At 44.4% G+C, this 16,374-nt stretch carries 10 protein-coding genes; 3 read left to right on the plus strand and 7 right to left on the minus strand.

Annotation, left to right across the window (positions count from 1 at the left end; all coding sequences use genetic code 11):
* Positions 1-9 precede the first annotated feature (9 nt).
* A complete protein-coding gene (locus FHW89_RS07820; protein WP_172334478.1) occupies positions 10-1,680 on the plus strand; it encodes a RagB/SusD family nutrient uptake outer membrane protein in 1,671 nt (556 codons plus the stop codon).
* A 72-nt stretch (positions 1,681-1,752) separates the two neighbouring features.
* Here FHW89_RS07820 and FHW89_RS07825 read toward each other — a convergent pair whose 3' ends face one another.
* A complete protein-coding gene (locus FHW89_RS07825) occupies positions 1,753-4,179 on the minus strand; it encodes a TonB-dependent receptor (RefSeq protein WP_172334479.1) in 2,427 nt (808 codons plus the stop codon).
* A 224-nt stretch (positions 4,180-4,403) separates the two neighbouring features.
* Here FHW89_RS07825 and FHW89_RS07830 point away from each other — a divergent pair, with 224 nt between their 5' ends.
* Both FHW89_RS07830 and FHW89_RS07835 read left to right on the plus strand, forming a co-directional pair.
* Positions 4,404-5,432: an aldo/keto reductase gene (locus tag FHW89_RS07830; RefSeq protein WP_172334480.1), complete on the plus strand. Its 1,029-nt coding sequence runs from the start codon at positions 4,404-4,406 to the stop codon at positions 5,430-5,432.
* 65 nt (positions 5,433-5,497) lie between these two features.
* Positions 5,498-6,484, plus strand: coding sequence for a DUF1080 domain-containing protein (locus FHW89_RS07835; RefSeq protein ID WP_172334481.1), 987 nt, complete (start codon positions 5,498-5,500; stop codon positions 6,482-6,484).
* A gap of 91 nt (positions 6,485-6,575) precedes the next feature.
* Here FHW89_RS07835 and FHW89_RS07840 read toward each other — a convergent pair whose 3' ends face one another.
* From FHW89_RS07840 to FHW89_RS07865, 6 genes are all read right to left on the minus strand, one after another.
* Positions 6,576-6,980, minus strand: coding sequence for a DoxX family protein (locus tag FHW89_RS07840; protein WP_172334482.1), 405 nt, complete (start codon positions 6,978-6,980; stop codon positions 6,576-6,578).
* Between the two features lie 184 nt (positions 6,981-7,164).
* A complete protein-coding gene (locus FHW89_RS07845; RefSeq protein WP_172334483.1) occupies positions 7,165-8,685 on the minus strand; it encodes a glycoside hydrolase in 1,521 nt (506 codons plus the stop codon).
* 50 nt (positions 8,686-8,735) lie between these two features.
* Positions 8,736-10,232 carry an RICIN domain-containing protein gene (locus tag FHW89_RS07850; RefSeq protein ID WP_216650512.1) on the minus strand — a complete coding sequence of 499 codons (1,497 nt, stop codon included), beginning with the start codon at positions 10,230-10,232 and terminating at the stop codon, positions 8,736-8,738.
* 134 nt (positions 10,233-10,366) lie between these two features.
* Entirely contained in the window at positions 10,367-10,747 is a 381-nt protein-coding gene (locus tag FHW89_RS07855; protein WP_172334484.1) for a hypothetical protein, read from the minus strand.
* Positions 10,748-10,833: 86 nt separating this feature from the next.
* Positions 10,834-12,513, minus strand: a complete 1,680-nt coding sequence (locus FHW89_RS07860) for a RagB/SusD family nutrient uptake outer membrane protein (protein ID WP_172334485.1) — start codon at positions 12,511-12,513, stop codon at positions 10,834-10,836.
* Between the two features lie 11 nt (positions 12,514-12,524).
* Positions 12,525-15,743: a TonB-dependent receptor gene (locus tag FHW89_RS07865; RefSeq protein WP_216650513.1), complete on the minus strand. Its 3,219-nt coding sequence runs from the start codon at positions 15,741-15,743 to the stop codon at positions 12,525-12,527.
* Positions 15,744-16,374: the final 631 nt, after the last annotated feature.

The following is a 16,374-nucleotide window of genomic DNA, read 5'->3' on the forward strand; positions in this document are numbered from 1 at the left end:
CTGTATAACATGAAAAAATTAAATTATCTGATAAAATACAGTTTGCTGATAACTGTATTGATATGCGGGAATGCTTGTACGAAGCTTGATGAAAAAGCTTATGACACCCTGCTCACAAACAACTTTTATAATAATAAGAACGAAGTTCTTTCGGCTGTTTTGCGGCCATACACCCATGCCAATGCCTGGGTTACCCCATCGGGCCAGGATGGCTGGTGGCGCCCCAGCGAACTCTCGGCCGATCAGCTTGCCTGGCCAACTAAAGGCCGCCACGGCGAAGATGGCGGTAAGTGGAAAAGGCTGCACTACCATACCTGGACCAATGACGAAGGCGGAATAAACAATGCCTGGTCATTAATGTACTGGGGCATGGGCCTGTGTAATGACCCAATCGAGAACATTACTAAACTGGACCTGAACCGATTGGGCATCACTCAAGCAGAAAAAGATGCTTATATAGCCGAACTAAAACTGCTCCGTGCTTTTCACTACTTAAAACTGATGGACCTGTTTGGCAACATACCTATTGTAACCCAGGTAGGTATACCTGCAAAACCCCCAACCGCAGCGCGCAAAGATGTTTTTGCCTTTGTTGAAAAAGAGATCAAAGACAATATTGATAAAGCACCCAAACTTTCGCGCGATATGCTTGGCCGGATGACACAGGCCGGTGGATATGCCATGCTGGTAGAATTATACCTCAATGCCGAAAAATGGTCGGGCACACCCAGATGGGACGATTGTATAGCTGCCGCTAATAAATTGATCAATGGCGAAGCCGGCGGTCAGAATGGCGCCATGGCCCTTGATCCAAATATCAATGATCAATTTAAACCTACAAATGATCAGTCGAAAGAGGTTATTTTTTCTATCACGTATGAATTCCAGAAGGCTAATTTCCAACCCTCGTGGACAGGTGAGTTTTATCACTTCCAGCAGCAATTCATCTACGGTGGCAGCCGTAACGGTAACGACGGTGTTGTTTTAATACCTGGTGTATATACCACATTTGATGATAAGGACCTCCGGAAAAAAGGATGGTTGCTACAAGGCCCAATGCTCCGTTTTGACAACAATCAACCGGTAATAGCAACGGGTGGTAATGAGTATGATGGTCAGCCCCTTGTATTTGTAGATAATATACGTAAAAACAAAGTTGCCGCGCAAAACGGCACCGATCCTAACGCTTTACCATCTACCATGAGCGAAGGTGAAGAAAACAGTGGTGTACGGTTCAATAAATATAAACTGGGTAACCAGGTAGCCGGTTTTGGTGGTATAGCGCCAGATCCTAACTATAACAACACCGACTGGAACATTTACCGCTTAACCTGGATATACTTTGCCAAAGCCGAAGCTATTATGCGTAAAAATGGCGGTGCAGCCACAGCCGAAGCCGTGCAATTGATCAATGATTGTAAAAAACGGGCTTATAACCCTGCCGACTGGGCAGCCGTTGCTTACACACCCACTACTTTAACGCTTAACGAGCTACTGGCAGAAAGAGGCAGGGAGTTTATTTTTGAAGGTTTCCGCAGGGATGACCTGATCCGCTTTGGTAAGTTTAGCACTGCAAGCTGGTGGGATCATCAGCCCAGCAATTCCAACAAAGAGTTGTTCCCTATACCACAACAACAAAGAGCGCTTAATTCGGCGCTGACACAAAACCCGGGTTATTAATAAAACCTCCATAAAAAAAGCGCGATCGGTAATTGATCGCGCTTTTTTTATGGATATACCTTTCTTACTTAGTTAAAACTTATATGCCAGGCTTAAAGTAAAATTTCTTTGCGCTTGCGGGGTTATTGAGTATGTGCCAACATAATACTGTTTGTTGGTAATGTTGTTTAAGTTAAACGTAACCCTATAGCTATCGGCGGTATAAAATAAACTGGTGTTGATCAGTACATAACTTGGCAGGTAAAATATACCGGTTACACTGTTATCTATTGTTTTTTGTTCGCTGGCATAGTTACCGCCAACACCAAAACCAAAGTTTTTTAAATTCCCCCTGGTAAATTTGTAGGTAGCCCAGAAATTGGCCATATCCGGAGCACCCTGGCCGCCTGGAGTTCTGCCGGGTTGATTATAAAAATCATCGGCAAAACCTTTTACTATTTTGATGGAGTTGTGGCTGTACGCCGCTATAAGATTTAATCCAGGGGCCGGATTAGCATTCACATCCAATTCAAAACCTTTACTGCTTACTGTACCACCTTGCAGGTAAGCATTTGGATTATCCGGATTGGGATATACCCTGTCAGAAACCCGGATATCATAGTATGACGCGGTAATATTTAACTTATCTGAAAGCAGGTTGGTTTTTACACCAGCCTCCCACTGGTTAGCATGTTCTGGTTTAAATGATTGCGTACCGTTTGGATCCCCATCTTTAGTGTAACTGGCTCTCGGATCTACATTGACAAACGCGTTCATATAGTTGGCAAAAATCGAAACCTTATCCATAACCGGCTGATAAACCAATCCAAATTTTGGCGACAGATATGTTTGATTGTAGTTTGTAGTGTTGTCGCCGCCGGCACTCTTTGATACATAATGATCAACCCTTAAACTGGCCATACCAGCTAAAGCGGGTGTAAAATTAATTACGTCCGAAACATAAGCGCTGTAGGCACTATTGGTAACATTGGTTCTGCTCCCGGGCTTGGTTGCCAAAATATTATCAACCAGGGCTTGGGACAGATATACAGGAGGTATGGTATCCGTTTTCCCAGGAACAGGGTATGCCACTTCGCCGCTTTGCGGTGTTACATGCCTCACTAAAGCGTATCCCGATCCATTACTGATGGCATTGCGGCTAAAATAATCTAAACCGATCAGTAAACGGTTCCGCATGTTGCCTACCTTGAAATCACCATTAAAGTTTTGCTGCACATCGGTTGTACTGGTGGTTTGCTGGTCTTTATGAAAGGTTTGCCCAAAATACTGATCAGTTGGTACCGCGTCCTCATAAATATAGTTGTAGTAACCATTTGATTTTACCGTTGAGCGCGAAAGCACCGTTTGTGATGTCCACTGATTGGATATTTTATATAGCATTTGCGCCTGTAAATTAAACCTGGGGTTTTTCATCGTCAGATCATTGCTCATGAATGATTCGTTGTAATTCAGGTTTAAATCCTTCACATTTTTAAAAGGCAATGGGCTATACCTGTCCGATGGATAAAAAATCGGTGCTACAGCCCTTTCTTCCTGAAATATCTCTGTCAGCACATGAAAGGAAAGCTTATCATTCACTTCATACACCAATGACGGCGCAATAAAAAAAGATTTTTGAAAGCCCGCGTTCTGAAAATTATTCTGGTCGGTATATGCCGTATTTACCCGCAATGCTATTTTTTCTGTTTTGCTCAATGGGGTGTTCACATCCGCGCTTACCCGGTTTAGGCCAAAGCTGCCCAAGTTATAGGTAATCTCGCCACCGGTTGTAAAATAGGGCTTTTTGGTGATGGTATTGATCAAACCACCATAGTTTAAATACGCCCCGCCGAACAAAGTACCCGACGGACCTTTGATCACTTGTACCTCTTCCACATCGGCCAAATCAAGATCGCCGTTGGTTATGCCAGGTAAACCATTGATTAATACTGCCTGGGCTTGAAAACCGCGTATCGCAAAAAAGGTAGCACCATCACCACCCCTGCCTGTTGATCCCCAGGTTTTCATAACTCCCGGTACATTCCGCAACGCGTCATCATAAGAGGTAATGCCCTGTTGTTTTATAATTTCTGACGAAACCGAGTTATAAACCTGCGGGTTCTCCAGGTTCTTTAAGGGCATTTTGGCCACAATAGCGTTTACCTTATTTGTTTTTTTTGTTGAAATGACAATCTCCTGCAACTGGGTGGAGTTTTCTTTCAAAATGAAGTTAACAATTAGAGTTTCACCTGACCGTGTCTCAATTGTTTGTTCCTTTTTCTCCAATCCTACAAAAGATGCCACTACCGTATATGATCCCGGTGTTACCCGTTTAATCTGGTAACGTCCGTTTCCATCGGTTAAAGTTGCTTTGTTAGTGCCTTTTATAGCTATGCTCACCAGGTCGGCTGGTTTTCCGTCGGCTGTTTTCACAGAGCCGGTAATGGTTGCCGTCTGCGCTAATAAGGTTAGCGAAGGCAGCAGGAGCAAGATTAAAGAATAAGTAAGTTTTTTTATCATAGTTGGTGTTATTGATATGTGGCAAAAGTATCGTTTAAATCGCTCCCAAACAATATTGCTTATGTCGGTTCTGTACCAGAATTTGGGATTCATTTTTTAGTGTATCGGCATACTTCTTACAGATGATATTTTTTGCGTATAAGGTTAGTTTTCACCTATATAATAAAATACATTTTTAATAAATTAGGTCGTCTTTTAATACCAAAAACCAAACCGTTAAACCTATGAAATATGGCAAATTAGGCAATACAGGCCTTATTGTATCGAAACTATCTTTTGGAGCTATGACTTTCGGCGACGATCCCTCGATCTCATCCATCTATAAAGTTAATGAGCAAACCGCGCAGGAAATGGTTGATAAGGCACTAAATGCTGGTATCAACTTTTTTGATACCGCTGACGGCTACGCCGGCGGACAATCAGAAATTATGCTGGGAAAAGTGCTCGCCGCACACCGTAAAAATGTGATTATTGCCACTAAAGCCGGTTTCAGAACCGGCGATCCCATCACTCAGGCCGGCTTATCCAAAAGGCATCTTTTGTTTTCATGCGAAAAAAGCTTAAAGCAGCTAAATACCGACTATATCGACCTTTATATTTTGCATAAGGAAGATCCCTTTACCCCATTAGAAGAAACCCTCGAAGCGCTTAACAGCCTGGTTGTGGCCGGTAAAGTAAGGTACGTTGGTTTCTCTAACTGGTCGGCCTGGCGATCGGCCCTGGCTTACCAGATGCAAAAAGATAATGGATGGGAGCCTTTTTGCAATGGCCAAATGAATTACTCCTTAGTAGGGCGTGATGTGGAGCATGATATTGTTCCGTTTATGGAATACGCTAAGATAGGGATGACGGTTTGGAGCCCGCTTGCCAGTGGCTTTTTAAGCGGTAAATACACCCGTGAAAATTTGAAAGACCCCGAAAACCGCCTTTCAGGGTTCGACCTGCTGCCATTTGATAAGGAATTTGGCTTTAAAGTAGTAGATGCCCTAAAAGTTATTGCCGCTGAACACCAGGCCAGTGTAGCCCAGGTGGCACTGGCCTGGCTGCTAACCAAGCCAATTGTATCAAGCATCATCGTGGGCGCCAGTAAAATGCATCAATTGGAAGATAACCTGCAGGCTATTGACCTGGAACTTAAACAAACGGAAATAGATTTATTGAATGACCTAACAAAACCAACAATTATGTATCCTCATTGGTTTAATCAACAATTGATAGATCCTAAACACCAGGAAATATTCGCGCGGCATTAATTTTTAATTGCCGGATATTGCCTGCTTTGATCAAATATTGAATGTTAGTTTGTAATTTAGAGATTATGAAAAATCCACCAGTTTTAAACCACAAGGGAATTTTCCGTTTTATACGGGTACAGATCATTTTGTCATTGTTCGTTTTTTTGGCGATCAGTGCTTCAGCTGCTTCATTAAAAAAAGCTGCTGATCCGGCAGTCATCGGGCGATGGGACATAACGATAGACAAAGCGGGTAAAAGTCTGCCGTCATGGTTGGAGGTGCAAAAATCCGGCACACACATCCTCATTGGCCGTTTTACCTATGCTTTTGGAAGCGCCAGACCTATATCAGAAATTAAACCGCATGATGGTAAGTACAGCTTCTCTATTCCACCTCAATGGGAAGAGGGAAACCGGAATATGGACTTTGAATTTGAGCTCAAGGGCGAGGAATTAGTAGGCACCATGGTGTATACCGATGGAGTAACCTATCATTTTACCGGGGTACGGGCGCCATCATTAATAAGAGCCAAAGACCCTGTTTGGGGTACACCCATCAAATTGTTTAATGGTAAGGATACCAAAGGCTGGCACACCGATGGCAAAAACCAGTGGACTGTAGAGTCGGGCATTTTGCGCAGCCTGCACTCCGGCGCCAACCTCATCACCGATAAAACTTTTAACGATTTTAAATTGCATATCGAATTCCGCTACCAAAAAGGCAGCAACAGCGGTGTTTACCTGAGGGGCAGATACGAAGTGCAGGTGATGGATGTTAAAACCGGCGAACCTGAACCTATAAACAACCAGTTCAGCGCTATTTACGGCTTCCTGCCCCCAAACAAAATGATGGCGAAGGACGCGGGACAATGGCAATCATACGATATTACACTGGTAGGCAGGTTGGTTACTATAGTAGCTAACGGCACTACCGTTATAAGCAGACAGGAGATCCCAGGCATTACTGGCGGGGCCATCAACAGTAAAGAAGGCGAACCAGGCCCTATTTTGATCCAGGGAGATCACGGACCGATAGATTACCGGAACATTGTGATCACACCTGCAAAATAAAGCTGGTGATGATTCTAAATAAAACAAAAAGGCCTGAGCACTCACTCAGGCCTTTTTGTTTTAAAGCGCCATTCTACTTTAAACATGGCTATTAATTCATGGCATAGTTAACCGGTTTAACGTAGGTAGCAGGATATACTTTCCGGAACATGGTATAAGTTACCGTTACCATAATAAACGCGATAATGGCATCTACGGCACTGGCCAGCCCCAGCACACTTACCTTGGAGGCAAAAGCGAAGATGATATCGAAGTAAACACCCGCGAACACCCACTCTTTTAACCGGAGCAGTTTACCGGGTATTAAAAGAACAACAATACCTATTACTTTGGCAACACCTAATATGTAAATAAAGTGAGGCGGGTAACCCAATTTTAAGGTAATGTCCCAAACGAGCTTGTTGGTAGTGAGCTCACAAATTCCGCTTGTGCCAAACCATAAAGAGGTAAGCGCGGTTCCTATCCAATAGATTGTTTTTGTTGTTTTAGTTGTCATGATTTCTTGTTTTTAATTTGTTTATTGATTCAAAAATGGGCTTTACTTACTGTATAACAGAGTAGTTTTAAAGCGAACCGGACAAAACGCACGACGGGAAAGACATTTTAATTAGTAAACTATAAATTAAGCCCCGTACCAATAGCTGGCACGGGGCTTAATTTATAGATATGGGATACGCTTTTTATTTAATCGCTCCCGTAAGGGTAATAACAGAACGTGCCGGGATAGTTATTTTTGAACCATCAATTTTACGGGCTTTAAGTTCATCCGCCTGCGACGTTAGGTACGAGGTAGTAAACCGAACCTGAGTATTGAACCCCGTAATTACTTCATCAGTATTAGGGTTGATGATAACAGCAACTATATTTTTTCCATCCTTAAAAGCCGAAACAAGCAGAGGTTTACTTGTGATAGATGAAATTGTCGCATCAACTCTTACTGCGCCTGGTTTGATGAACCGGCTATAGTTCCCCATGGCCCAAAGCATTTTGCTGGTGTAAAAATTACCATCGGTTTTGTTTTTATCTATGTAAATAAGACCATCTTTATAATCATAGGCCGAAATGGCCGTCCACCATTGCCATGCCGAAGCATTAGCCACCGTAAGATCGGTATGGATCACCGAAGCCAGGTACAGCGCTGCGTCTATACCGAGATCGCGTTTGTTGCCATCCATCTCACCCGCGTTGTCACCCAAAATACAATACTCCGATTGCCAGTAATCAAGCCCTTTTATGGCGGCTACACTATCGGCCAGGGTCTTACGCGCCTTCACAGCCGTTGCCATTGGCGATGTGGTAAAATAACTATGTGCCGCTATGGTTTTGCTAACCCCTGGCAGATCGCCAATGTAATTTGCCGATCCGGGCTTAAAAAAGTCATTTACTTGACTACCCTTCCCTGGTTTATCGCCTCTGGTAAATAAATAATTAATGCTCCCGGCTTCGCCTACAAGAATTTTTGAATCGATTTTTTCGGTCATAAACACTTTATTGATAGATTTTATGACCCCGGCAATTTCCTTGTTGTTATAAGGGCATCCCTCCTGCCCGCCATCACTCCAATCCCATTGGGGTTCGTTGATAGGGCTTATATAATCAAATTTAACGTTACTCACCTGCTCCACGCCTTTCACTACCCTTGACAGGTAGGCAGCGAAATTGTCATATTGATCGGCCGCAATATTTACTTTACCACCGCTGGCATAAGCCCTTTTATTTATGGTAAACTGCACTGGCGGACTATTCGTAAAACCCAAAAACTGCTTTACACCGCGTTTTTTCGCTGCTTTTAAAAACCACACCTGCCCGGCCTGATTTTGCCAATTGTAGCTACCGTCGGTATTTAAAAATGATTCGGCCCGGCGCCACTCATCTTTAATACCACTCTCTTCGCCCTGTTGGGCGCTGCCTGCACCTATATTGAAGCGCCACAGTGATAAACCGATTCCTTTGGGCGAGCCATCGGCACCAATATCATGGCTAAAAAGCAGGTCGGCTATTTTGTTTCGCTTAGCATCGGGCCAGTTACTCACAAACTGGCATGACCAGGCATCAGATGCACCAAAATTGCTGATAGTTTGGTAGGTTTTCGTAAAATCAATGTCAATGGTAGCCTCTTTATGCTGACCATTGGCCATCGAAATATTAAGCGCTAAGGCAATACCTGCCAGAAGGATTTTTTTTATTGTAGATATCATCATTATTCAGATCAACAATAAAGCAGGACCATCCGATCCTGCTTTATTATAATTTATTGTTGTACGATTTGCCATTGCTGGTTGTTACCACCACCCCATGTCCATTGGATGATGCCCGCGCCATTGGCAGTTGAAGCACCATTAACATCAAGTGCCAAACCGCTGTTACGGTTGATAGCTTTATATATACCATCGCTGGTGGCGGTAAGCTGCCATTGCTGGTTGTTGCCACCGTTCCATGGCCATTGGATAATACCCGCACCGTTGGCAGTTGAACTCATATTAACATCGAGCGCTTGCCCACTATTGCGGTTAGTAATTTTATAATATCCGCCTCCATTATCAGCAATTTGCCACTGCTGATTGTTACCACCATTTTGCGGCCATTGTATAATACCTGCGCCATTTGCGGTTGAACCGCCGTTAACATCAAGCGCCTGCCCGCTGTTGAGGTTCAGGAAGCGATAATAGGCTCCAGTATAAAAGGTATCGGTACCTCCAGCGCCAACACCCCAGGCATATTTTAAACGGCTTAAGCCCGACGCATTGGTGGTTGATACGGTTGGACTGGCAGCACTGCCTCCTAATTGCTGTATGGCATAGCCATCGCCGTTACGGATACCTGGCCAGTAAACACCGCCCATACCCAACGCCCTGATCACATTGGTTAGCCCCTGTATGTAGGCTATATCCACACTGCCGCCAATAGCACCGGTGTAACTGATGCCGCTGTTCATGGTATCGCCAAACTCCGTAAATACCGCACGGCTTCCATAGCTTCCAATATTGGCTTTAGCCCTGTTTTCCCATTGCGCCGCTGTGGTAAGTCCGCCGCTACTAAAAAAGGTATAATCGTGGATAGATAATAAGCAACCCGAGAACCGGCTGTCGGCACCCACCCCGGTAATATCCTGTGAATAAGAGGTTCCGCTGATGAGGATCCGGCCTTGTGGTATAGATGGATAATTACTTAGCCATTGCGCGCAAATGGTTGTCCAATCGGCCAGTGAATAACCATGCGGCTCATTAAATATCTCGAAGTATACATGTGAGTTACTACCGTATTTGTTCACAATGGTTTGCCACATGGACCAAAATTGGGTAGTGTTATCGATTTTGCCGTCTTCGGATGATTTGGCTTCCCAGTAACCCAGTATCACGTTCATTCCTTTACTCAGGGCCTTATCAATAACACCGGTATAGGAGTTCCACCAGGTTTGTGAAACGGTGGAGTAATTTACGGGCAACCGAACAGTATTGGCGCCTGTATTGGTTTGGATGCCTGATAATACCGCATCAGCTTTGCTGGATACAGTAGCATAACTATCGGCCGAAGTGAGTCCACTTAACACCAGTATGCCATCGCTAAAGTTATCGCCATCGGCCGCCCAGTTAACGCCCTTGAGCGCGCTTGCCGGTGTGGCATTAACTTTTATTGTTTTTGTGTTTACTTCATCCGGAGATGATGATCCTTTTACTGCGGTGATATCCTTTTTACATCCTGCCATCAAACAACACCCCGCTAATAATAAAATGCTTTGGTTTTTCATAATTTGGTATAGGTTAGTATGAGGTTAAAAAAAGGGGGACGAAAACATGTTTCCCTCCCCCCGAATAATTTTATCAGCTACCGGCACTTTGAGCTTGATTCAACCACCGGGAACTGAAAGTAAAAAGCTTACTGCTAATTAGTAATGCCTACTGTAAGGTTGTTCTGCGCGTTTATGGTGTAAACAGCCCCGTGACCATTGGCATTATTGATGAACGTTGGTGTGCTCCCGCCACCATCTAAACGATAATTGTAAGTACCCGGGCCGGTGGTATAAATGCCTACGGTATACTGTCCCGGAGTGATAGGGCCATAGCTACCGCTGGTTCCGGGGGCAACCGTGATGGTATGGGTGGTTGGACCGCTTAATTCAATAGTACACGTGTACGACGTTGTATTATAGTAATTAACACCGATAGTGAACGGGCGGCCCGCGGCATGTTTTTCAATTGTCATAGACTGAGAAAAGAAAAACGAAGAAAAACACAGGAAGAGAACGAACATTTTTGTTTTCATAATTGTATGGTTTTAATTGATTTGAAATGCGGTTTTAGAAGGAGGCCCAGTTGGGCCTCCATGATTGATATAGAGATTTGGGATTGTTAATTTGTGTAGCCGTCGTTTTGCTTTAACTGTCCGTTTGATGCTTGTATCTCAGCCAAAGGTATTGGCAACCAATAGTGCTGCGAATGAAAGGCCCGGCCGGTTAGCGCTACCTTTTGCGCATAGCTGTAACCTGATGCATTGGCAGCATTTATACCCACCGCAACACCGTAAGCCGGAACATTTTCTGTTTGATCGGCAATTTTCCATCTGCGTACATCATAAAAGCGGTGCTCTTCAAAAGCAAGCTCAATCCGTCTTTCATTTCTAATGGCGGTACGCATATCATCTTTTGATAAACCAGATAGGGCTGGCATATTTACAGATGCGCGCTGCCTGATAGTGTTAATGGCCTGGTAAACGCTCGCGTCGGGCCCTGCGGCTTCATTTTGTGCCTCGGCATAGTTGAGCAGGATCTCGGCATACCTGAAATAGATCCATGGCTGTGCACCCGCCTCGCTCGAATTGGTGATGGAATAATTATCGTTCGCAAATTTCCTCAGGTAATAACCTGTTTTACTCGCGTTTTGAGGATTCGGTCCCTGGTTGCTGTCTTTACCGCCAGGCAAAAATACCTGCACAACATTGCCTCTGTAGGGCGCCCCGTTGTAAAGAATAGTGGCGTAAAACCGTGGATCGCGGTTAACGTATGGATTTTGTGAATCATAGCCTGATGTTGGATCAGTGATGGCTTTGCCATTACTCATGGGATAAGCGTCTACCATATTTTGCAATGGTACATTACCACCGTAGCCACCATAGCTGTTAGGCCCATTATCCAACTCTATAGGCAAGTGGGCCGCTGTAACCGGGTAGAATAGCCTTTCAAATATAATTTCGTTACTATTAGGGGTTAAAAATAACTGGCCATAACCACCCTGGAACAAACTGTATTTGCCCAGATCCATAACCGCCTTAGCTGCCGCGGCGGCAGCCTGCCAGGAACCTGCATTATACAATGGGCTGGCGGCATAGAGCAATAGTCTTGATTTTAGTGCCAAAGCTGCTCCTTTTGTTGCCCTTCCTAAGGCCCATGATGTGCCGTTATCTACCGGAAGTCTCGAAGCGGCGTCGTCCAACTGAGTACTGGCATAAGTAATAGACTCCGTAATAGAAGCGCGGTTGAAAAGACTTGGGTCCTGCAGGTTATCTGTTAGCTCAGTTACCTTATCGCCCATTAATACAACACCGCCATAGTTACGGATGAGATCCTGGTACCTGAACGCCCTGATAAATTCAAGCTCGCCAATCAGTTTGTTTTTATGTCCGGCACTTAATGGTAAACCGTTTATTACACTCAAAGCATAATTACACTCCCGGATACTGCGGTAACTGCGTCCCCAGATCGTTCCGGCATCACCCAGGTTATTAGGAGCCAGCTGCCCCTGCTGGATCACCCAGGTGTTATCATTGTTGTTGTATATCGATTCGTCTGTTAATGAGCTCCAGAGCGCCCATTGAAAGCCACGACCAAAACCGGTATCATCATCTTCTTTATCCTGTAATTTAACACCGATATACCTGTTGATCACATAAGCTTCAAAAAGTGAGGTATCTGATAAAATAGAAGCGTTACTAATTCTATCTGTAGGCGGTGTGGACAGGAAATCTTTTTTACAGGATGTCATCAGTGCAACGCAAAGCGCCAGGCAGCCTGTTATATATTTTATACTTTTCATAATGCTGGATATTAAAATTTAATGTTTGCGCCCAGGTTAATTATCTTTTGTTGCGGATAGAACTGGCCACTGCCATACTGAGCGCCGCCGAATTGGCCACTGCCATTGGTTCCTTCAGGGTCGTAATCTTTCACTTTGGTAAACGTTAACAGGTTGAAACCGCTTACGAAAACCCTAACGCCCTTAATATGAAGCCTTGATAATGCTTGCGATGACAGTGTATAACCCAGCTGAACATTTTTCAGCCTCAAAAATGAAGCATCGTTAAGCCAGAAGGTATTGTTATAGGAACCACCGCTTACCGCGTTTGAAGCCCTGTCTGATACTTTGGGATATGATCCGTTTGGATTGCTTGGGCTCCAGGCGTTATTGGCCCATGAACTGTAAAAATTACCGATAACCCCTGATTCGGGCAGTACATACTGGCTTACCTGGGCCTGCCCTGCGAATAAAACCGACAGGTCGAAGTTTTTGTACCCGGCATTAAAACTAAAACCATAAACTATTTGCGGGATATTGCCATATTTTGAGCGCTCCTGGTCAGCAGCCGTTATTTGCCCATCATGGTTAACATCGGCATAAATAAGGTCGCCTACTTGCGCGCCGGCCACATGTGGTGTATTATCCAATTGCGCCTGGTTTCTGAAAATACCAGTTGCCTGGTATAACAAATAGGTGTTTAAAGGATTACCTGTTTGACGCTGGTAAGGTAATATGCCGGCGGCCTCGTCAATATAAATGATCTTGCTTTTGGCATAGGTAAAGTTGCCAGATACACCCCAGGAGAATGTTCCCGGGTGATTATAACCCAATGTTGCCTCGAAACCGGCGCTGTTAACCTTGCCAATATTTTCTGCAGGCACCAATGGATTGCCATCAGATGGGTTCACTATGCCGGAAGTGCCGGGAAGAGAGCCGTTACGGTAGGCCAGGATATCCGACCGCACCTGGCGGAAATAGATGGCCTCCAGTGTAAAGTTCTTTAAGAATACGGCGTTGATACCAATGTCTGTCTTTTTGGCCTTTTCCCAGGTAATATTAGGGTTTGCAAGTTTAGTTTGATCGATACCGGGTTGTGGTGACGCGCCTGAACCATTATCCAAAACCACCGCATTATTAAAGGCGTAATTATCGATATACTGGTAAGGAGCGATATTATCATCACCCAAAACACCGTAAGAAGCTCTGATCTTCAGATCGTCGATAAACTTAACTTTGTCCTGAAACCAGCGCTCTTTGGATATGCGGTAACCGGCAGATATAGATGGAAAATATCCCCATTGGTGACCCGGCGCAAAAAGCGATGAGCCATCCGCACGAAACTGAGCCTCTACCAAATATTTTTCGTCATAGTTATAGGCCAGCCTGCTGATCACACTACGGCGGTTATAGTTGTAGTTACCGTTGTTATCGCTGCTGCTGCCGCCATTGGTAGCATCGCTGGGGGCGCTGCCGCCTTGCGAAAGCTCAGGTGTAGTAGCCGTTGGAAAATTGTTCCGTTGGGCCCAGAAGAAATTGTAGGTATTTTTGCTTTGTTCATAAGCAACAAAGGCATTGATATTATTTTTACCTAACTGCCTTACAAAATTCAGCTTAATATTGGATGTAATGAGCGATTGGTTAAGCTGCGACTCATACAAATAGGGACGACCGTTTGAGCCACCCTGCGTGCTTGGCGTGTAAATATTGGTAGCGCTGTTATAGGTATAAACCGTGTACGGTGTATTAAATGTTTTGTTAAACACACCTGTTTTATCGGCCGAGAAGAAACCATCAAGCGAAAGCCCTTGTACGCCCGGGATATCATAACTTGCTTTAAGGATACCATTAAAAGTTTGCGTAGGGTTATTGATGGTACCGCCAATGCTTGTTGGCGTAAGGGCCGGGTTGGTATTATCGAAACCTGAGGTAGGCAAACCGTTGGGATAAAAAGCGGCAACGGTTGGATATCCCCGGTAAATACCCCGGAAATTATTAGCGGCCGAGGTAGTTGGAAATTGGCGGTCTTCCTCTCTGCCCTGTAAAGATAGCCCTACTTTAAACCCCTTGGCAACCGTAGCATCAATGTTCGATCTGAAGTTATATTGATTGTACTTTGCAGCACCATTTTTATAAAGGCCGCCTTGTGAGGTGATGCCAACAGAAGTGTAATATTTAATATCCTCGGAACCACCTGCAACCGTTACGTTCTGTTGGTTCTGCAACGCATAATTCTTTAATGTTAGTTTTTCCCAGTCGGTGTTTGGGTAATTAAGTGGGTCTGAACCATCTTTGAATTTCTGGATCTGAGCCGCGCTGTAAACCTGGTTAAAACCGCCGGTCGGGCTATCATAATAACTGATATCATTCAATATCTGCGCGTATGTTGGCGCGTCGGCCAGTTTAGGTAAACGTGTTGGCGAGCTGAACCCTTCATTAAAGTTATAGGAGATGGCAGCCTTACCTGTTTTACCATGTTTGGTTGTTATTAAAATAACACCGTTTGCCGCGCGATTACCGTACACCGCCGCGGACGCATCCTTCAATACCGAAACACTTTCTATATCATTTGGATCAAGACGCTCCAGGCCACCTATCTGGCCGGGGATACCATCAACAACAATCAGCACCGAATTGCTGCCGGTTGTAGCCAGGCCCCTGATCGAGATGTTTGAACCATCATACCCCGGTTCACCAGATCCGTTACTGGCAATAACGCCAGGTACACGACCCGCGAATGAACTTGAAACGTTAGGCTGAGGACTTTTAACCAGGTCACCTCCCTTTACCACGGAGATTGAGCCGGTGAGGGTTGCTTTTTTCTGCGTACCATAACCTACAACCACTACCTCATTCAATGATTTTGAATCGGCCTGTAGCTGTACATTGATGGTGGTTTGTCCGTTTAGGGGAACTTCATGAGTAGCATAACCGATATAGGTAAACACCAGCGTTCCAGATGAAGCATCGGGAACACTAAGCGAAAACTTACCATTAATATCCGTAACAACACCTGTTGATGTTCCTTTTAAGGTAACGCTTACACCGGGTAACGTTTCGCCTTTTTCGTCGGTAACCTTACCGCTTATTTTTACATCCTGTGCGTGGAGCACCTTGCCGCTGTTGGCAAAAGCCACCGAAGGTGCCTGGCAGATGATAAAACAGGTAATTGCCATACTTACCATGAACAGGAAAAAGCGGGGTGATCTTTTCCAATGAGGGGAATCCTTTACATGTAAATTTAGTTCCATATATTTTTAATTGGGGTTTAATAGGTTTAAACTTTACAGCGTAAAGGACACAGCTACGGGCAAACGGTTAAAGCTGGTGAATTGCCTTTCCAGCATCCGCGTCAGATCAGTGCCATGTACAGAAGTTCGGTTTAAACCATGGTTATTGGTAAGGCTAAAATGCGGGTAAATTACCCCAGGAAGTGAGGGGCAAATTCGGATTTAAAACGGGATAGAATCATCAAAAAAGGCCGTAGGAAGTATTTTTAGGCCTTTTTGCTGAGGGGGTAAACTCATATCATCAACTATTTGTGGACATATTTTCAATCCCCGCAGGGACTAAAAAAGTGGGTTTACATGGTTTACACTTTTTAGGATTTACATCTACACAATTGATTGACAATCAATAAATTAAATAAAAAAATCTATCAAAAAGTGGGTTTACATGTAAACCCACTTTTTGGTCTCCTGAAAGGTACATTGAGTTTGCTCCCGATCCAGTCTTATACCTCAGGGTCCCCTGTGAGAGACCCTGAGGGGACAGGAAATCCCATCGGGGTTAAAGCTTTGTAGAAAAAGATCTGACCTTAAAGCTAATGCCATAGGTACTGCACTCAGGTTGCATACCTACGGCATGCTAATGTCTATATTT

Origin of the sequence: Mucilaginibacter sp. SG564 (genome assembly GCF_013149275.1) — a bacterium.
Lineage (GTDB): Bacteria > Bacteroidota > Bacteroidia > Sphingobacteriales > Sphingobacteriaceae > Mucilaginibacter.

Excerpts from the sequence above, each read along its gene's own strand:
- FHW89_RS07820 (WP_172334478.1), top strand. The coding sequence starts at position 10 with ATGAAAAAATTAAATTATCTGATAAAATACAGTTTGCTGATAACTGTA.
- FHW89_RS07825 (WP_172334479.1), bottom strand. The coding sequence starts at position 4,179 with ATGATAAAAAAACTTACTTATTCTTTAATCTTGCTCCTGCTGCCTTCG.
- FHW89_RS07830 (WP_172334480.1), top strand. The coding sequence starts at position 4,404 with ATGAAATATGGCAAATTAGGCAATACAGGCCTTATTGTATCGAAACTA.
- FHW89_RS07835 (WP_172334481.1), top strand. The coding sequence starts at position 5,498 with ATGAAAAATCCACCAGTTTTAAACCACAAGGGAATTTTCCGTTTTATA.
- FHW89_RS07840 (WP_172334482.1), bottom strand. The coding sequence starts at position 6,980 with ATGACAACTAAAACAACAAAAACAATCTATTGGATAGGAACCGCGCTT.
- FHW89_RS07845 (WP_172334483.1), bottom strand. The coding sequence starts at position 8,685 with ATGATGATATCTACAATAAAAAAAATCCTTCTGGCAGGTATTGCCTTA.
- FHW89_RS07850 (WP_216650512.1), bottom strand. The coding sequence starts at position 10,232 with ATGAAAAACCAAAGCATTTTATTATTAGCGGGGTGTTGTTTGATGGCA.
- FHW89_RS07855 (WP_172334484.1), bottom strand. The coding sequence starts at position 10,747 with ATGAAAACAAAAATGTTCGTTCTCTTCCTGTGTTTTTCTTCGTTTTTC.
- FHW89_RS07860 (WP_172334485.1), bottom strand. The coding sequence starts at position 12,513 with ATGAAAAGTATAAAATATATAACAGGCTGCCTGGCGCTTTGCGTTGCA.
- FHW89_RS07865 (WP_216650513.1), bottom strand. The coding sequence starts at position 15,743 with ATGGAACTAAATTTACATGTAAAGGATTCCCCTCATTGGAAAAGATCA.